Annotated in this window: 14 protein-coding genes and 2 pseudogenes; 12 read left to right on the forward strand and 4 right to left on the reverse strand. The window is 40.9% G+C overall.

Going from position 1 to position 18309, the window contains the following annotated elements:
* Positions 1 to 9: 9 nt before the first annotated feature.
* The 6 genes from purU to AC6I7V_RS20925 all read left to right on the forward strand — a co-directional run bounded on the left by purU (position 10) and on the right by AC6I7V_RS20925 (position 6410).
* Positions 10 to 876 (forward strand): formyltetrahydrofolate deformylase, encoded by an 867-nt coding sequence (gene purU / locus AC6I7V_RS20900; RefSeq protein ID WP_498012424.1) that lies wholly within the window; start codon positions 10 to 12, stop codon positions 874 to 876.
* 16 nt (positions 877 to 892) lie between these two features.
* Positions 893 to 1336 (forward strand): serine dehydratase beta chain, encoded by a 444-nt coding sequence (locus tag AC6I7V_RS20905; RefSeq protein ID WP_498012425.1) that lies wholly within the window; start codon positions 893 to 895, stop codon positions 1334 to 1336.
* A 21-nt stretch (positions 1337 to 1357) separates the two neighbouring features.
* Positions 1358 to 1573, forward strand: coding sequence for a hypothetical protein (locus AC6I7V_RS20910; protein ID WP_498012426.1), 216 nt, complete (start codon positions 1358 to 1360; stop codon positions 1571 to 1573).
* A gap of 170 nt (positions 1574 to 1743) precedes the next feature.
* Positions 1744 to 1980, forward strand: coding sequence for a hypothetical protein (locus tag AC6I7V_RS20915; protein ID WP_498012427.1), 237 nt, complete (start codon positions 1744 to 1746; stop codon positions 1978 to 1980).
* Positions 1981 to 2745: 765 nt separating this feature from the next.
* Positions 2746 to 3912: a hypothetical protein gene (locus AC6I7V_RS20920; protein WP_498012428.1), complete on the forward strand. Its 1167-nt coding sequence runs from the start codon at positions 2746 to 2748 to the stop codon at positions 3910 to 3912.
* 641 nt (positions 3913 to 4553) lie between these two features.
* On the forward strand, positions 4554 to 6410 hold the full coding sequence (locus AC6I7V_RS20925; RefSeq protein WP_498012429.1) for a hypothetical protein: 1857 nt from the start codon (positions 4554 to 4556) through the stop codon (positions 6408 to 6410).
* 327 nt (positions 6411 to 6737) lie between these two features.
* Here AC6I7V_RS20925 and AC6I7V_RS20930 read toward each other — a convergent pair whose 3' ends face one another.
* Entirely contained in the window at positions 6738 to 7697 is a 960-nt protein-coding gene (locus tag AC6I7V_RS20930; RefSeq protein ID WP_498012430.1) for an AraC family transcriptional regulator, read from the reverse strand.
* Positions 7698 to 8111: 414 nt separating this feature from the next.
* On the opposite strand from AC6I7V_RS20930, the gene rhaB reads away from it, so the two are divergent.
* From rhaB to AC6I7V_RS20945, 3 genes and pseudogenes are all read left to right on the forward strand, one after another.
* On the forward strand, positions 8112 to 9488 hold the full coding sequence (rhaB, locus tag AC6I7V_RS20935; RefSeq protein WP_498012431.1) for a rhamnulokinase: 1377 nt from the start codon (positions 8112 to 8114) through the stop codon (positions 9486 to 9488).
* A gap of 165 nt (positions 9489 to 9653) precedes the next feature.
* Entirely contained in the window at positions 9654 to 11162 is a 1509-nt protein-coding gene (locus AC6I7V_RS20940) for a BNR-4 repeat-containing protein (RefSeq protein WP_498012432.1), read from the forward strand.
* Positions 11163 to 11358: 196 nt separating this feature from the next.
* Positions 11359 to 12553, forward strand: a pseudogene (locus AC6I7V_RS20945) (ISL3 family transposase).
* Between the two features lie 6 nt (positions 12554 to 12559).
* Here AC6I7V_RS20945 and AC6I7V_RS20950 read toward each other — a convergent pair.
* Positions 12560 to 13156, reverse strand: a complete 597-nt coding sequence (locus tag AC6I7V_RS20950) for a DJ-1/PfpI family protein (protein ID WP_498012433.1) — start codon at positions 13154 to 13156, stop codon at positions 12560 to 12562.
* A 304-nt stretch (positions 13157 to 13460) separates the two neighbouring features.
* Between AC6I7V_RS20950 and AC6I7V_RS20955 the strand changes: the two genes are divergently transcribed.
* On the forward strand, positions 13461 to 14141 hold the full coding sequence (locus tag AC6I7V_RS20955) for an oligogalacturonate-specific porin KdgM family protein (RefSeq protein WP_498012434.1): 681 nt from the start codon (positions 13461 to 13463) through the stop codon (positions 14139 to 14141).
* Positions 14142 to 14417: 276 nt separating this feature from the next.
* Positions 14418 to 14675, forward strand: a complete 258-nt coding sequence (locus AC6I7V_RS20960) for a hypothetical protein (RefSeq protein ID WP_498012435.1) — start codon at positions 14418 to 14420, stop codon at positions 14673 to 14675.
* 72 nt (positions 14676 to 14747) lie between these two features.
* Here AC6I7V_RS20960 and AC6I7V_RS20965 read toward each other — a convergent pair whose 3' ends face one another.
* Positions 14748 to 16244 (reverse strand): BNR-4 repeat-containing protein, encoded by a 1497-nt coding sequence (locus AC6I7V_RS20965; RefSeq protein WP_498012436.1) that lies wholly within the window; start codon positions 16242 to 16244, stop codon positions 14748 to 14750.
* 296 nt (positions 16245 to 16540) lie between these two features.
* Here AC6I7V_RS20965 and AC6I7V_RS20970 point away from each other — a divergent pair.
* Positions 16541 to 17074, forward strand: a pseudogene (locus AC6I7V_RS20970) (IS66 family transposase); the annotation flags it as partial.
* 241 nt (positions 17075 to 17315) lie between these two features.
* Here AC6I7V_RS20970 and AC6I7V_RS20975 read toward each other — a convergent pair.
* Positions 17316 to 18131, reverse strand: a complete 816-nt coding sequence (locus AC6I7V_RS20975) for a helix-turn-helix domain-containing protein (protein WP_498012437.1) — start codon at positions 18129 to 18131, stop codon at positions 17316 to 17318.
* Between the last annotated feature and the right edge of the window lie 178 nt (positions 18132 to 18309).

Genomic DNA, 18309 nt, shown 5'->3' on the forward strand with positions numbered 1-18309 from the left:
GAGGAAACTATGGATAATTCAATTCAAACTTGGATTCTTACTGCGCATTGTCCGAGTAAAAGTGGCACTGTCGACGTCGTAACGCGTTATTTAGCGAATGCAGGACATTATATTAACGAAATTCAATCGTTTGACGATAGAGCGACAGGGCAGTTCTTTATTCGTATTGAGTTTACACCAGCACTGCCTGATTTTGATCCACTGCCGTTTGACTCCGAGTTTGGCGTAAGAGCGAGAGATTTCTCAATGGAGTGGAATCTTACGGCTTCAGGTCATCGTATGCGCATGGCTATTTTGGTCTCGAAGTATGATCATTGCTTGAACGATTTACTTTACCGCTATCGTACTGGTCAATTGAATGTTGAAGTGCCAGTGATCATTTCAAATCACCCGGATCTTGAAGAGCTTGCAAAGTGGCATGGTATACCTTACCACCATTTACCTATCACTCCAGAAACGAAACCAGAGCAGGAAGCTGAAATTGTTCGCTTGCTCGATCACTACAATGTCGAACTCGTTGTGTTAGCTCGCTATATGCAGATTCTTTCTCCCTGGCTCTGCGAACGTTTAAGTGGCCGTGCGATTAATATTCACCACTCATTGTTGCCTGGTTTTAAAGGCGCTCGTCCGTATCACCAAGCTTGGGAAAAAGGGGTCAAGATGGTTGGAGCAACCGCTCACTATGTCAATAATGACTTGGACGAAGGGCCAATCATCTCTCAAGGTATTCAAGAAGTGGGGCACACACATTACCCTGAGGATTTAATTGCCAAAGGTCAGGACATCGAACGTATTACTTTGTTTAATGCTGTCAAGCATCACATTGAAAAACGGGTATTTTTATCCGGGTCTCGTACTATTGTTTTAAGCCATTAGCGGAGAGAGGTGATAGATGTCCATCAGTGTTTTTGATCTATTTAAAGTTGGTGTAGGGCCTTCCAGTTCTCACACCGTTGGGCCAATGGTAGCCGCTAATCGTTTCGCGAACGAATTAGATGAATTAAATTTGCTGGATATGACTAACCGAGTTGTGGTTAAACTCATGGGGTCGCTGAGTGCAACAGGCGTTGGTCATGGTACCGACGCTGCCGTTATAGTTGGTCTAATAGGAGAGCTTCCAGACAGCGTTGACACTGAAACGATCCCCGTCATAAAAAAAGAACTCGAGAATGGCGGCAATTTATGGCTTGGGCGTAAAAAGTTAGTTGCTTTTGATTGGCCAAATGATATGAAGTTTCTCAATGAAGTTCACCCTTATCATCCTAATGCTCTGGAGATTATTGCCATTGGTGAAATCGAATGGGAGCGATTTTTCAATAGAATGTGGAAGTTGTAGTAGTTTCAATCACCGACACCAATGAAGGACTTGTTTTGGGAGCTCACTCAAAGCGTCGCTCATGTAGCTGTTTCATTGCTTTACCTTTGCCAAGCAAGAGTAGTGGTTGCAGGTAAAGAAGTGATTACCCTTAAGTTAGTCGAAGATGTGTTCAACGAAGAGTTGTCGATCATTCATCTGATGATCCGAGCACTCCAAAGCGACCTTAGCAAAGCTAAAGTCTCGTTATGTGGATAACGATCTTCGATTACTGAGAAGTGACGGCCTAATGTCTAACTACAACAATCTAAAATGTGAAGGCCATCACGCCATATCTCTGGGGACGAAGCAGCCAACTATACTCTAGTAAATTAAACGAGCTGTTTGGTGGTTGAAGGTGTTGACCCACTTTCCAGTCGCTAAGGCAGATGAGTTGGTCACTGAACAGCAATAGAGTCGGAACAAGAACAGACTGGGCGATTAATCGCAGTGATTGCGATGATCCAAATAGTCCTGAGGCTTCGCAAGTAGTCGTTCCTACAGGTAACTTTCAAATTTTTGAAAAGGTTATCAAGAAGCTCATTAAGCTTCCTGATTATGTACACAAAGGTACAGTGCTTGGCTATGCCAAAGCCGGACAACGCTTCCCTGATATACAAGAATAAGCTCACACAGGAGGCTCTAACCTTTCATTGTGCATATTTCTATTGCCAGCAAACCTCGCTTGTTATCATTGAGGTGGATATTAGTGATATTAACGACAAGCATAGTCTAGGGTCTAGATTATTTGGGGTTTCTGAAAGTGGCAAAGATGGGATTACGCACGTAATGAAAGCATGCACCGAGAAAGGCGTTCGATGGGATGTTAAAGCAAACCAAGAGCACTGTTCAGTAGTGGTTGAAATTTAGCACCCTTCTGCAACCAAAAAAGTCGACGGTGAAATATTAGGGTTAAGACAGCCATACGTTTAATCCTTCCGATCGGAGGCAACTTTCCGGGAACAAGGTTACCCACTTAATCTGACAGATGGGTGTCAAATCTCTGTTGCTTGAACACAATGTTGGATATGGAAATATGGTCACCACAAGCGCTTATTGCGGGAGACCATTATGTATCGCGTAAAACAATTACGAGTTGCTTCATTCATGCTTCGAATTTACAACGAACAAGTTGGTGAGGTTTAAGCCATGCTCAAAGTGCTTAACAAGCAAAGGTGGATTGGTATGCACGAAATTCAGTGAACGGTTTAAAATACGAACTATCGAGTTGGCGTTTGTGCTTGAGCTGTAACTAGGCAATAGTCCCGCTGATCATCGCAAAAATCACCCCTGATTACACCAAAAACAGACATGTTTTTTCCAAGGTAATTACCCTATATTTGACCTATAAAATTAACGCAATTATCACCGAAAGAAGTAGAGGGATAGCAATGGATTCAGAGAAAACGTGGGCAAATGATGCTTGGAAAAGTGTGTTTGAGAAAGTCAAATTTACCAGCGAAGACATTTCAGTACAGTTTCCTTCCATGACATTGGAGGGGCGTTATGAAGATACCCATGCTCCTTGGGCTTGGGTTGTCGGCTTTTGGCCAGGTCTGTTGTGGTTACTGTATGAGAAAGAGTTCTACCAACCATTTAAAGACATTGCCATAGCACGTGAGAATACTATGGATGGCCCACTCGATGAATATGTCAATATCCATCATGATGTTGGCTTCATGTGGCAACTTACTTCGATCAAACAGTATGAATTGCTTGGCAACGAGCGTTCTAAAAATCGCGCACTTAGAGCCGCGAGTCATTTAGCAAGTCGATTTAACATCAATGGGCGCTTCTTAACTGCATGGAACAAGAATGATGTAAGTGCTGCAGACCCGAGAGGCTTGAGTATTATCGACAGCATGATGAACTTGCCTCTTCTATACTGGGCTGCCGATCAACTCGATGCTCCGCGGTTCAAACTGATTGCCATGGCCCATGCTGATACGGTGCTCAAAGAGTTTATTCGACCAGATGGTTCGGTAAGACATATGGTTGAGTTTGACTATATGACTGGCGATGTGAAAAGCTACTATGGCGGTCAAGGCTACAATGAGGGCTCAGCTTGGAGTAGAGGCGCATCGTGGGCAATTCATGGTTGTGCACTAAGTTATAAATATACTAAAGAGCCAAGATATCTTGAAGCGGCCATGAGAACCGCTGACTTCTTTATTGATCAGTTACCAGAAGATTCAGTCCCACACTGGGACTTTAGAGCTCCAAGGGATGAAAATACGCCAAGAGATACCTCGGCCGCAGCATGTGCTGCGAGCGGTATGCTTCTCATCTCCGAGTTTGTTGAAGATGAAACAAAGAAAGCACATTACTTTGATGCTGCCAATCGAATCCTCAAGAGTCTGTACGACAACTACTGTACATCAGGTGACGACACCCAGCAGGGAATCTTAACAGGAGGGGCGTTCAACTGCCCTAAAGGCTTAGGTGTAAATTGCTCACTTATATATGGTGACTACTACTTTGTAGAAGCTCTATCTAAACTGGTGGAAAAACTCTCGGTTGAGAAAAAAGAAACGTTCGCCCAAGAAACAGCGGTGTGATGGTCAGCAATGTTGAGTATATTTTAAGCTACGAACTATGAATATGAGCGCCCGATATAGAGTATCGGGCGTTTTTGTATCTAGTTGGTATTGAAGTAGTGCATCCTTGTCATATCGTCTGTGGCAAGGGTTTGTTTAATGAAACTAACCTCACAAGATGTTAGTGAGTGAGGGCGTCTGCTCGAATGGCAAACATCTTATATTCACCTAATACTAAACATGATTAGGTAATGACTTTAAAATAAACATCTTGTTAAAACTATACATAAAGATGTAGCGTCAACTGAAAGTTCTATTGTATTACATTAAGTCAATCAAACTATTCTGGTAACAATTAACAACACATAAAGTCATTATAGATAAAGTTACTAAATAAGATCGTTAACTAATACTAAATACATAGTATTCCATTTCGATGCAAACTTTGATGTAACAGTTACCAATTATTTACATTGTTTATGATGCGCAACCTAAGCAGTATATCAATACTTGCACGCAAGTAAACCACTTAAATCAGGTCGATTATTTAATAAAACACAAAATTAGGCGTGCACGGATATATAAAAAGGACTTAATTCCAACATTAGGTGAAACATCATATGAAGAAAAACAGGATCTTACTATCTATACTGTGTAGCTCTATGCTAATGGCTGGCTGTAACAGTGACGATAAAATAAATGAAGGGCCGACAGCACCTCCAGGAGACAGTAATAAGCTATCAGGCGTGCTTTGGGAGCTAGCACCACAAGGTGTAACTTCACTGTCAAATACAGCTGAAGCTCTACCTAATATCTATCTATTCTCCGATGAAAATCTGAAGTACTATCATGATGGTGCAGGAGCTGGAAACTATCAAATCGAGTACTCTGATTATGACCATGATGAGGATAAAAAAACCATTTCATTTACATACTACGAAGGTGATGCTATTTCCGTCGTATCTGGGACATATTCTGTCGAGAGTAATCTACTTACCATTAATACTGGAAATCAAGGTGACTTAATCGGCGAAGACCGCTCTGATGATGAAACGGTAACCGATGCTGTAAAGCAGGCTGATAATACCACTGAAAACAAAGTGGGCAAAATTGAAGATATTTTGACCACTAGCGCCGGTGAGCTTCGATTTGCTGTTCCGTCAGATAAAGTCAGCTCTGGTAAATTAATGTTAGATGCCACTGTGCGTCTTAACACCGATGATAAGGTTGGTGATAATCAAAGCGACTACGCATATGTGGGTCTCTTTAATGGTAGTTTCACTTCGGGTAAAAACTTCGGCGACATCGTTATGGATAATGACCCTACTGACGGAGGAGAAGGGAGAATTCGCTACCGTGAGGGAAATCCTGGCTTTTCTGATGAGGTGGGTAAGTTTGAATTTGGCGTTCCTATGTCCATCGAAACAAGCTGGGACGAGAACTACTTCACATTTAAGATCATACAAAGTGGTGAAGTTATCGCTGACGAAACAGTAGATTACGCAGTAATCTCTGGCCCTGTAGATCGCTTTTCTCTGCGTGTAGGTTCGGTCAGTAAAACCAGTCGTTACGAGCTTTTAGTGGACAATCTTGAGGTGTACTCAAATGATTCGCAAAAAGTGGTCTTTTCTGATGACTTTGAGAGCTATAGTAGTGGACAAGATTTAACTGGAGGCAGTGTAGGTGGTTATCACTCTAGTACTATTCAATCGTCTGTTACCACTGTGCAGGGAAAAGCCCCCGTTGATATTAGTCAGTTCTATAGTCAAAACGGAACTGATATGACGTGGCAAGAGGTATTAGACACCGGTAATCTATCACCACTTGGCACGCCAACGTCAACAGGTGTTCAGGGTTCGACTATCACTATAAAACCAGAGACGGTCGAAACAGGTCCATACGGCAATCGACCAATAGACAGCGAGGCCAACAATTACCGTATACATACAGTTGGCAATACATCAATTAGCCCAAGTAAATTTGGCGCATGGAGCCGCTGGTATCAAGAGGATAGCAATACTCAAATTTTCCGCTTGTTTAAAGACGAAGAAAGTGTCAGCGGAGAACGTGGATTAGCTGCTCGCATAGAGGCTTTCAGTCCGGATGACCGCTGGGCACCAGGTGAATGGCATGAGTTTTCTGCACGCTTTAACGTGCTAAAAGCTAAGGGTTGTTCAGCACAGCCTGTAAAAGAGCATTACTGTTCATTGTTTCAAGCCAAAGGCAACAATGTGGATCATTGGTCAGTTATGTTAAGGGTCCACGGCGACGGCAGTTTGTGGTTCTACCCACGTATCGGGGACAAAATCAAAATTACTGATAATGCAATTGGTAAACCATTTGATATGCGAGTCCGTGACAATGGCTTAGATTATGAAATGTATATCGATGAGGAACTTGTTGGTAGTGGTCAATTTGAGCGTACAGAAGAAGTTGGATTCCGATGGGGTATTTATGTCGGTGAAACTGAGGTTGTTGACGATATCTTAGTTTTGGTAACAGGCGCGAGTATGAAATAGATTTATGTGATACAGCTTGGTGTGATTACCAATATTTAGTAATTAGCTCTAATCATACCAGGTTTTGCAAACTCAAGTTGGCAACACGAGCCAACTTGAGTAGCAGCATAAGCAAATAACGTAAGGTATTGGGCATCATACCATTGACTTATTAAGACGTCTCAACATATCACTAGCTATTTTTAGCCATAGCTAATTACCCTTTGTCAGTTAATCATCTTGGTGTTTTGGAATTATGCGCCATCATATCATTTATAAGGATGGCGCTTGATAGTTGAATCAGAGTTGAAATTTCGGAAATGTCACTATCAATTTGGGGAGCCTTAATTAGTGAGTGTTTCGATATTCCCTTGGTGATACACCAAACTTAGCTTTAAACTTCTTGTAGAAATCACTGGTATTCGAAAAACCTACCTCTATAGCAAGATCGTTAATACTTATATTCCTGATCTTAATAATTTCACAGAACTTATTGAACCTAATTTCCCTAAGCAGATTATTGAATGTGACACCACTCTCTTTTTTAATCAGCTTAGAGAGATTATAGTTTTTCATTTTAAGTTGATCAGAAATCTCATTTAAGTTGGCTGTTTTGAGATTTCTCTCCATATAGGTAATTACTTTACAGAAAACACCTTGATCATAAGATACTTTTTCAATTCTTTTCGGTTCTTCAAGCGTTAGATCAAGTACAAGGATACCGAGTAAGAACTTAACACGAGGCTCCATCAAATCTTCATCACCGTCGAGTTCTGAAAGCATTTCATTGAGTGATCCCTCAAGTTTACCATTCCCTTTGGTTGAGAAAATAAGTGCCGAGGTAGAAGATTTTTTGAACACCACATCTGTAAAGAAGTTAGACAAATTACAATTTTCATTGATGAACTCGAAGATATAACTGAAAAATTTTTTGTGGATAATGAAGTTTACGATTATATCGTCATCAGATGACGGGTATATTTCATGAGTGACACCTGGACCTAAGAAAAGCAGGTCTCCTTTTAGAAGCTCTACCTCTTCATTCTCGATTACTTGCACCGACTTTCCGTTTAGGATATAGCATATTTCAACATAATCATGGCTGTGTGCAGGGTAATGTATAAAGCGAGTATGCTTTCTTATAGAAATCATTTTTCCATTCGGACACACTTTATCAAAGGATATGATCTTACGGTATCTATCAGTAAAAATGCTATTGTCGATACCGGAGCTTTTATGGATGATGCCTTCTTCCTCAACATTAGTAGACCTCATTCTTTTCATAAAATCATACAGCCCTCTATCCATAATAAACCTCACTTAGAACCCTATTCTATTTATGTGATGTGACGCAAACATTGGCTTACTTTCGACCAAAATTTGCCTTACACCGCAGATATTTCAAATATACATATAAAATAATAAAAAAATTGAATCATCGGTTTAATTGTGAGTTTGATCAATGATAGGGGGACGCAAGCGGTGAAATTTTGGGGCCCCGTCACGATGGCTTTAGCCCTTTCAGTGGGAATAAGACCACGTCAAATTTATACCACCGCTTAACAACTCTATACCCTTGAGGCAGGGCCTACGCATTCATTGTGATAGCGATAAGTCATCGTGAAAGTGCGCAAAAAATGATGTTTGGGAGTGCAAAGCTCTATATTTATTAGTTAGTTATTGCCAATTAAAATATACGATCAGTAAGCATCGGAGGTTGTAATGAATTACTTTTTGGCAGTTGATATTGGTGAATCCAGCGGGCGGCATATGCTAGGCTATCTGGACAATGGTAAGCTAAAGGTAGAAGAAATTCATCGGTTTAACAATCAAATCTACCAAGTAGACGAGCAGCTCTGTTGGGATCTAGATTATCTGTTCTCTGAGATAATTACTGGTCTTCGAAAATGTGTAAAACAAGGGAAACAACCCACAGCATTGGGTATTGACACTTGGGGGGTCGATTTCGTCCTTCTGGATAGTGAAGATTGTATGATAGGCCATGCGGTGTCTTATCGCGATAGACGAACCAATGGAGTGATGAAAGAGATTTGCTCCCAAGTTGGTAGTGAAGAGCTCTATGCAAAAACGGGTATCCAATTTATGGACTTTAATACCATTTGCCAGTTAAAGACACTCTCCGACGAAGTTAAATGCCAAGCCAAATCATTCCTCATGATCCCTGATTATTTAAACTACTTGTTAACTGGGAAAAAAGTAAACGAGTATACAAATGCTACTACGACACAACTGTATAACATAGAGACCAACAGATGGGATGAGGAACTTATCGATTTTGTCGGACTAAAAAAAGAGGTATTTCATGAAGTACTACCTCCTCTATCAAAAGTCGGTAATTTAAAGCAAGCGTTAGTCGACGAACTTGCCTTTGATTGTGAAGTGATTCTACCACCTACTCACGACACCGGGGCGTCATTTATTGCAAGTAGCCTAAATATAGAAGACAGCGGCGTTATTCTCAGTTCGGGAACTTGGTCCTTATTAGGCAAGGAACTACTACAGCCAATCGTTAGTGAACAGTCAAGACTAAAAAACTTTACTAATGAGGGTGGAGTAGATAAACGCTACCGGTTTCTAAAGAATATTATGGGTTTGTGGATTGTCCAAGAAGTGTCCCGAAACCTTGACCATCGATACTCATTTTCGGAACTCGTTAATCTAGCAAGGGAGGCTAAAAACTTTACGTCCGTTATTGATGTCAATGACCAGAGATTTTTTATAAACGACAATATGATAGAAGAAATTGTTAATTATTGTAGGGAATCTGGCCAAACACCACCTAAGACTGTCGGGGAAGTTAGCGTATGCGTTTACCGTAGTTTAGCTATTTGTTACAAGAAGTATATTGATGAAATGTCAGAAATAACAGAGCAGGATATCAGAACTATTAATATTATTGGTGGCGGGTGTAAGAACGAATTTCTCAATGAATTAATAGAGGAAGAAACAGGTTGTAACATAATTGTTGGCCCAGTTGAGGCCACGGGTATAGGTAACATAGTTTCTCAGATGATTGCTATGGAAGAAGTTTCGGACATTTATAGCGCTAAAAAAATGATTGAACGTAGCGAAGTGTAGATTGCTGCAAATATTGCCATTTTTTACTGCAATAGTACGTGTTTTTTGTTGTAGTGATTCTTGATAACCTAAATATTACGTCACTTATATTGATGAGTAGTTGTATGTGAATATAAATTAAGTGGCAAATTAACGTGAAATAAAATAACTATGATAGGAATGTCAATGAGTAAGTTTAAATTTAGCTTATGTGCGAGCGCTATATTGGGCTCAATGTTATTTGTACCTGCTGGTACAGCGAATGCTGCGATTACGCTCGAAAGTGAAGTAAAAATCACCGATGGCGCCCTTCACTTTGACGGAAGTCGAATAAAAGCTCGACATGCCGAAGACAATGGCTCTGATGTTTATGACTTTAAGTTTGGACCTCAAATTTCTGCCCATGGAGATAGTGTAAAAACCTACAAAGATTATGTTTTCATGACTTGGTATCGTGGTGGCAAGCAGGACAGGCACGTAATGCTAAGTCGACTAAACACCAAAACCGGAGCCATAAAAACCATTGAGTTCCCGCATCAACATACAGGTTTTCTAAATCAGCCACACATCGGTGAGTCACATAACACCATTGCAGTTGAAATAAGTCCAATCGATGGCACCATCCATCTACTTTATGATATGCATGCTTATGGTACAGACAGACCTTTGGATGGCTCATTTAGCGAAGACTACTTCCGCTACTCGTATAGTGTGCCAGGAGCCGCAGAAGTTGCTGATAAAGACTTTACGCTTGACAAATTTGTCAAAGATACCAGTCCACTAAGCCAAGGTAGTGATGATTACAAGCACTTAACTCTCAGTGGCAAGATTGATTATGATAGCTACCATGGTCTAACTTATCCGACTTTCTACACCAACGATGACGGAACACTGCTGGTATATATGCGCAAGGGTGGCAACAACAACGGAGGCTATGTTTTTGCTCACTATGATGCGCAGCACGGCCATTGGTCGGACTGGAAACAATTTAATGTTCTAGATGCTAAGTCTCATGGCAATGCGTACGACTGGGGTCTGTACGGTAGTATGAAGTACCTCAATGGTAAGCTTCGTGTTGGTTTCCAACAACGCGCCAATGTAGAAGATAAATTCGTATACCAAAATGGTGTTTACTACGCATATTCTGATAGCCCTAATGGCGATGGTCATTGGAAGAACCATCAGGGCGGGAGCATGACTTTCCCACTAGTGAACTCTGACGAAATTAAAGTGTTTGAGCCTGGCGACTACATTTCGCATACTGAGAAAGATTCGGTACACATAGTGCAAAACTTTGATTGGACAGTGACAGAGAAGGGCGATATACACATGATCAGCCGTGTTAAGTCAAGAGATAACAAGCGCCCAGACTTTGAAATGGTTCATTTACACTCTTATAAGCCTGCAGGTGAAAAAGAGTTTATCATTTCAGATGACTTTATAGGTGCCTCTAATATCTACACTGCAGGTGATAATATTTACATCATTGGCTTGAATAAGGATGGCAAGCCATATATAGAACAAGCAAAAGGCGGTACCAACGAGTTCGAGCGAGTGTATGAGTCTCAGTCAGACAGAAAGTTTAGCCACGGTAAGGTACATATCAAAGATGGTAAATTGTATTACTACCTAATGGAGCGTTCGCAAGGTAACTCTCGACCACTTTATTTACAAGTTATTGATTTAGATCTTTAATTGGAAGCGACATAAAATGAAGCCAATAGGATGCTGTTCTTGTTGGCTTCTTTCATATTATTGATTGTGGAAAAACTTAGAGATTCTCAACTATTTTTAAAGGTTCATCGCGGATTAGCGGGAACTTAAAACAAAAACGGTAGTAAGTGATATGGTTTAGTCGCCAAACAAAAATCATACACAAACTACCGTTTCCATGCCGAATCATACTTTCCTATCTTCATTCTGGGAAGGCTTTCAAATAGTAAAGTCTCACCAGACAGCAACACTTATTACCCTTACTCTTAAACCTAACTCTGAAGCTAAATGCCTCTGTGGTCTTGAAGCCGAAGCTATCCATGAGTATCAATGGCGTCATGTAAAGGATGCCATGTTACTCGGTGTTCCAGTTGAACTTTCCGTTCAAACTCGAAGGATTAAGTGTCGCGACTGCGGCATAAAAACAGAGTCTCTATCTTGGTTAGAGCCTTATGCTCGCATAACGAAGCGCCTAAAAAGCTATATAGAACAACTATTACCTCTTCTCCCTATTAAGCATATCTCCCAGTTAACGAGCGTTCATTGGCACACAATTAAAGAGATAGATAAACACCGGCTTAGACAAGTTGTACCGTCAATAAAATGGGAAGACCTAAGGCAACTCGTCATGGACGAGTTCGCCATCTTTAAAGGACATCGATATGCCACGGTCATCGCTGATGCTAAGACTCACCAAGTCATTTGGATAGGATTAGGTCGTAGCCGCAAAGACATACGACCGTTCTTCGAGCAATTAGGCGAGCATGGGATAAATATCGAAGCCGTCGCGATGGACATGAATACGGCTTTCGATCTTGAAGTTCAAACGCACTGTCCGAACGCAAAAATCGTTTACGACTTATTCCATGTTGTCGCTAAGTTCAGTCGCGAGGTGATGGATAGAGTTAGAGTCGACCAAGCTAACAAACTTAAGCAAGACAAAAAAAGCGAGGCAATGGGTGAAGCGTTCACGCTGGGTACTGCTGAAAAATAGAGGCAACTTAAATACACGCCAAGAAAGCTATCTTACTGAAATATTGAATATCAATAAGGACTTAATGACCACTTATATACTCGGAGCACAACTCAAAGAACTTTGGTATTGTGAATCAGAAGGGCACGCTAAGGGGCTCTGGGACGCGTGGTGGGAACAAGTGCAAGAGAGTGGGATTAAGCCATTAAAAGAGTTTGCACGAAAACTCAGACCATATCTTCACGGGGTTATCGCATCGGCAAGTTATCCGTTAAATACCTGCACGCTTGAAGGGATAAACAACAAGATAAAGCTAATCAAGCGAATGGGATATGGTTATCGAGATACTGACTACTTCTTCTTGAAGATAAAAGCGGCTTTCCCCGGAAAGCCGCGATGAACCTTTTTAAAGCCAATAGTCGGTAAATCGACGGTAGTTAATATGCTTTGCAACCCAATCTACATCGCTCATTTCAGTTGACCTTGTTCTCGTATCTCCCAGTAGGATCTCTGCCACTGCGAATGCAAAGTCGATGGTGTAACCATAGTCTTGACCGGATATAAATTGACCATCAATTACGACGGGTTGATTGATGTATGAACCATCGGGGTAGTTAAAATAAAAATCGCCACAACACACATAACGGTGGGAGCCTAGTAGTGAGTTCCTAGCTAGGACTTTGGCTCCAGAAGAACAGAGGGCAGCTATGTAAGCTCCTTTGTCTATGTGCTTCTTGATGAATTGAACTACTGTACTATCGTTGCCGAGTTTGTCTGTATTAGGCGGTCCTCCCACAAGAATGACAGCCTCATAATCACTCTCAATGTTGTCAGAAAATAGTTCATCAGCAATGATCTTTACTCCATGGTAGGAAGTGAGTTTAACCTCAACTTCACAAGACAATAGGGTGACGGAAATTTGTAAACGACGCAATATATCAACAACGTTGATTGCCTCGCCTTCCTCAAATCCATTGCATAATAATAACGCAACTCTTTTCATACTGTATCGCCTTATCTGTAAAATATAATCAAACAACGATTAGTATTTATATAGACACTGACATGGTCAATAATTGTTTTTGCTTAGCCAGATATCATATGTTGCACACTTAAATTTCTAATACAACATAATAGTATTTGCCTTTTCCTTGTGCAGAAATTGTCTCGTTTGTTAACAAAGATTAATCTTAAAATCAATGTAAATAACTGAGAAAATTAGCATGCTTAAAAAATAAACTTTAATCATACTGAGAATGAGTAATCAATAAGCTTGGCTAAAAAATAATAATTCAAGGAATTGAAACATGAAAAAAGTGAATCTAATAGCATTAGCAGTGGCCTCTACCCTTATCAGTACCTCTGCTCTTTCAGCAACATTGATGGTCCGTCAAGAACACTTGTCCGATCCTAGTAACCCAATAAACAAGAACGCTACGTTGATTAAACTCGGTGCCAGTTCTGGTAACACGTTCTATGGCGTTCAGGTTTCTCACAAGGGCGAAACACTGAGCACATATCAATTGGGCAGTGGTGAGGTTCAACTTGGTTATCGTTACAACGTCGATGACAAAATCAGACTTATCCCACAGCTTCAAGTGACATCAGTGACTAGTGGGCTACTGTGGAAGCCGCAGATGGGTTTTCGTTATGATATTGGCAGCGGTTTCAATACCGAGTTGAAATACAAGCATGAATTTCATGTTCGGAGCGACGACAAAGATACTACGCAGAAAAGTCAATACCAGTTTAATTTGAATTATCGACATAAAGAGTGGACTCTTGGTCTGACATATGACTACTTTAAGAGCCTTGACAATGTTCCTCAGTTTAATAATGATGACTGGAAACAGCACCTTGAGCTAAAAGCGTATTACCGAGTAGCCAAAGGTTGGACGCCATTTGTTACGTTTGCAGGTGTTCCAGTTAGTAATAGGTCGGACGACTACCAACTTCGTTCAAGGGTAGGCTTCTTGTATAGTTTTTAATATAAAATTACTTAGCTGGTATTAAATCAGGCCCTTTTTTGAGGGTCTGTTTTTTTATGGAAGCAAAATAAGAACGATCTAAATGTGCTATATCTCTATCCTACTGATTCCATCCATTCTCCCTTCATCGTTCATAACAATGAAATTTGGGCTAATTTTATTCTATTTAGTGTTTATTTTTGCTTTTGAGAATATTATTGAAAAATATTTTTTGATAAAAACGTGATGTTGACTACTTTTATTGATGAGTCACACGATTGAAATGAGGAATAAATTATGAAATTAGTTGTTGCAGTAGTTTCCGTCTTTATGTCATTGAGCGCTTTTGCAATGACCGATCAAGATATTTGTGAGGCATATGGAGTTGCTATAGCGTCGAATAGCACGCAAGACAAAGTAGAGTTCCTTGATGAAATGCGATCCAGAATTGAGAATAAATCTTGGAATCTGAGTTCAGAAGAATGTAATAACCTGAGTTTAGAAGCAAAATATGACTATGATTTAGATTTGATCATTGATATGGGAACGGATTAATGTTCAGATTGTCTGGGTCAAAAAAACCTCAACTTCCTTTAGTTTAGGGCGTTGAGGTCTTATTTATCGCTTTTATTCAGTTCGGGTGTTCGCTGCGCTCAGTGATCTTTGAACTGGTCCGTTATCTCCGAGGAGGTACATTTTGCGCCACTGTTTCTCTCCTTTGGCTTTTTCGGCGATAAACAGTCGAGCATCAGGGTGAGCATTGCTAATCATGGCGGACATTGCCCAACCAGACTTCGCTCTGCGCAATAGTTCTGTGCTCTTTTCAAATGTCTGACCGCCATTTTCAGAAGTAAAGTAGGCTACGACACCATCTCCTTTCTCTTTATAGCCCAGCGCAAATGTTATTTTCTCTGGTGATGAAATAAAGAAATCACCACGCGTATCAACGCCCCAGTTTACCGCAGCAGGGTTGACTGGACTGCCGCCGACCCATTCTTCGCCCGTCCAGCGAATGTGAGACGTCTGTTTTGGTCCACCCGTTTTTTTAACACCTAAATCAACACCAATGTTTGTCCCAATGTGTGGGTTGCCATTTTGGTCCAAATGAACAGAACCATTGAACGTCCATTTATCCTCGGTATCGAAAGCGAGTGTCTTTTCATCGGCAAGTTCACGAGTTACCGGCAGTTCAAATGTTTCACCTTTGACGTTGCGCCATGTCCCTTCTTTGGTATTGAAAACCATGTAGTAGGTATTGTGGCGTTCGGTCGTGTGTCCTCTGCCATTGTTGGCATGAGTTTTCCAACAAAGGTGATAGTCATAAGTAATAACGATATCATCTCCCTGCCCTTTTACTGCCCATGCATACCAGCTATCAACAGCGTCAACGTCTTCACGTTCCTTATGTTTGAGGAATGATATAGGTGCTTCGAATGTGCGACCGTGGTCTGTTGATTTTTGATAGACCCAGTCACTCTCATGAGCACCATGACGATAGAACAGGTATATATCACCGTTGTCCATTTTCACTGCTTGGTTGTAGTTACCAAATGGAGGAATGTTGTCAAGCTCTACCCATGCAGAAATGTCGTGGGGTTTCTTAGAGACAATGTGCTTGTTTCTGCCATCATGAACATCACCCAGCGGGTTTTCACCATGTCGAGCACTGCCACCATGTCCACCAAAGAAAATGTGGATGTAGCCAAGATCATCAATAATCATAGTTGGTTTACCGTGATTATCGATAGCACGCCCAGATGGTGCCCAATAGTTATCCTTACCTAACTCACTGAACCCTGCTTTGATAGGGCCTTGCCACTCTTTGGTCTTGTGATTGTAAGACACCACATAGGGATCTTCGAGGTCGCCCTGGTAAGTGAGATAGGTGACATCGTTCTCATGTATGCCAGCAGGAGCTTGCACGATCGCTAGAGAATTACCGAACCCATTGTTTGCAAAGTAGTCGACCATCTCTCCGTTATTTGGCGTGTTGTCTGCGAAAACGCTGAACGACGTTGCACCGAGGGATAATATCATTGCAGACAATAGCGTCGGTTTCTTAAACTTAGGTAATTTGGCTGTAATAAGCTGTTTGGGTAACAAGCTGTAATTAATAGGTTTCATCTAAAGTCCTTATATTATAATTATTGCAAGGTTAGCTATTTCATAGTTAGTAATCTAAAAGGAATTGAAAAGCGATATGTATTTATTGTGGCAGAATACTTGTTGAGCTTAGGCGCTACTACTGGAGGTTTCTACGCCTATCTTTGGGTTTTAGAAAGGCAAAAATTGCACAGGTATAGTACTGAGGGATCCCCTCATAATTTCCCCAAAGCGCAACTATATTTGAACGGATTTTGAGCAAGCTGCGTTGCAGCTGCGAGTAAGTCTTCCCTCGTCATTGTGTAGTCAGAATGCCGCAATGCCCAAATTATAATTGGATAGTGGCAGATCGACGTCAACGTGCTGGGCACATGTTCAGCGTAATCTTCAGCAAATGGCTGATTATAGTGGAGGTGGCTACACAGCTTATATTGGAAAGCACCTTTGTTTATTCACGAAGGCTCTCTTTCACGCTCGGCATCGCTATGAGCAAAGTAAACTAGAGTATTCACGATACTTACGGCGCATGCGTAGACTACAAAAGTCATTTGATCATTGGCTGACGAAGGGAACCGATATGATCGGTCAAACGCTATCGAGGAAGGTGCCAATTGCTCATCAAGCATAGAGAGAGTTTATGGGTATTCCTCAAGCAAACCTCAATTCCTTTGACGAATAATGAGGTAGAACGTGGTTTTGTAATCCAAAGGAAAATCAGTTTTGGCACTACCTCAGATGCTGGAGATAAGTTCCGGAGTCGTATTCACATACTCATTGAAACCTGCAAAAAGCGAGGGTTATCAGCCTTAATCTCATATAGTCAAGCTATCTCGCTAAACGGTTACCCATAAACCAAACACTAATTGGGACATTGGATTACATTAATTGAAAGTGTTTTTTTAAGTCTGAGAGTAGATGGTTTACGCAATTCTTTGAGCTGTTTATGAACGTGTGGTCGGCGGATAGAGTGGCATTGCAAGCATTTTTGGTTTGCGCTTGGGGCTAGCGGGGGTAGACGTAGGCGTGCCGTTAACTCCTATATTGCAGTTATTTTTGGAATGTCTTCGTCTTAGTTGTCGGCATTAGAAAGGACTAACAAAGAGGTCTAACTTGTCTTGGTGCCTTTTTCATTACTTGTTTGAATTTTGTCGAAAAATAATTGCTGTCTGAATATCCGACATCGAATGCTATTTTTGTGATACTTGATTCACAGTTTAGCAATAACTGCATCGCGTGCTGAGCTCGAACAAAATGTATATAATGATTAAAGCTCATTCCCGTCGCCCGTTTGAACTCTCTGGTTAGTGTTCTTATAGGAACTTTAATATGCTCTGCAACCAGTTCAATATTCAACTTCTCCTTGTAGTTTTTGTTGACGTACATGATAGTCTGCGTGACTTTATCGCTCAGTGAGAGCGAACTAGTATCAACGATACGGCCTCGCCATAATTCTACAACCAACTGCTGAAACAACAACTCTGTCATCGCAGCAGATGCGAGTGTGTTGACATGCGATTCAGTATTTAGGTGCTCGATAATCACGTGAACCCGATGTGCAGCCTCATCTTCGATAAACCAATCCACACTGCCACTTAATGTGCATGGTAAAAACTGTGTTAAGGAAAAAGAAGGTTCCAACTTATCACGGATAAATAGGACATTGCTTAGAAATAAGTCGTTAACGTTTTCAAATAGGTGACGGTCTTGTTGTGCTACAAAACAAACGTAATTTTTACTCAAACACATAGGAACGTCATTTATAGCATGAAGGCCATTACCTTTGGAGACAATAATAATTTCTTCAAATGAATGATAATGTTCAGGAAAATCCTCTTGAGGAGTGCGTAGTTCAGTAGTGATAAAACTATTTGAACTGTGAAAAAAATCGTTAGGTTTGAGGTGTATCATGAAAGATTCCCCATGGTTTAAGTTGTGTATATGACAAATCAGTAACTTTTAATCCTACTGGATGTTAGTAATAAAACAGCAACATGGAGGTAAAAACAATCACTAATGTTGCGGTTTTGTGAGTCTCGTTTAACTATTTCAAGAAATGTAAAATTTTGTCTTGTTGTCGTTGCGTTCT

This window comes from Vibrio sp. KUL70 (genome assembly GCF_059725515.1).

What these genes read in the sequence shown, in the direction of transcription:
- AC6I7V_RS20965 (WP_498012436.1), bottom strand. Translation starts at nt 16,244, where the DNA reads ATGAAACCTATTAATTACAGCTTGTTACCCAAACAGCTTATTACAGCC.
- AC6I7V_RS20960 (WP_498012435.1), top strand. Translation starts at nt 14,418, where the DNA reads ATGAAATTAGTTGTTGCAGTAGTTTCCGTCTTTATGTCATTGAGCGCT.
- rhaB (WP_498012431.1), top strand. Translation starts at nt 8,112, where the DNA reads ATGAATTACTTTTTGGCAGTTGATATTGGTGAATCCAGCGGGCGGCAT.
- AC6I7V_RS20975 (WP_498012437.1), bottom strand. Translation starts at nt 18,131, where the DNA reads ATGATACACCTCAAACCTAACGATTTTTTTCACAGTTCAAATAGTTTT.
- AC6I7V_RS20955 (WP_498012434.1), top strand. Translation starts at nt 13,461, where the DNA reads ATGAAAAAAGTGAATCTAATAGCATTAGCAGTGGCCTCTACCCTTATC.
- purU (WP_498012424.1), top strand. Translation starts at nt 10, where the DNA reads ATGGATAATTCAATTCAAACTTGGATTCTTACTGCGCATTGTCCGAGT.
- AC6I7V_RS20915 (WP_498012427.1), top strand. Translation starts at nt 1,744, where the DNA reads ATGAGTTGGTCACTGAACAGCAATAGAGTCGGAACAAGAACAGACTGG.
- AC6I7V_RS20920 (WP_498012428.1), top strand. Translation starts at nt 2,746, where the DNA reads ATGGATTCAGAGAAAACGTGGGCAAATGATGCTTGGAAAAGTGTGTTT.
- AC6I7V_RS20905 (WP_498012425.1), top strand. Translation starts at nt 893, where the DNA reads ATGTCCATCAGTGTTTTTGATCTATTTAAAGTTGGTGTAGGGCCTTCC.
- AC6I7V_RS20950 (WP_498012433.1), bottom strand. Translation starts at nt 13,156, where the DNA reads ATGAAAAGAGTTGCGTTATTATTATGCAATGGATTTGAGGAAGGCGAG.
- AC6I7V_RS20910 (WP_498012426.1), top strand. Translation starts at nt 1,358, where the DNA reads ATGAAGGACTTGTTTTGGGAGCTCACTCAAAGCGTCGCTCATGTAGCT.
- AC6I7V_RS20925 (WP_498012429.1), top strand. Translation starts at nt 4,554, where the DNA reads ATGCTAATGGCTGGCTGTAACAGTGACGATAAAATAAATGAAGGGCCG.
- AC6I7V_RS20940 (WP_498012432.1), top strand. Translation starts at nt 9,654, where the DNA reads ATGAGTAAGTTTAAATTTAGCTTATGTGCGAGCGCTATATTGGGCTCA.
- AC6I7V_RS20930 (WP_498012430.1), bottom strand. Translation starts at nt 7,697, where the DNA reads ATGGATAGAGGGCTGTATGATTTTATGAAAAGAATGAGGTCTACTAAT.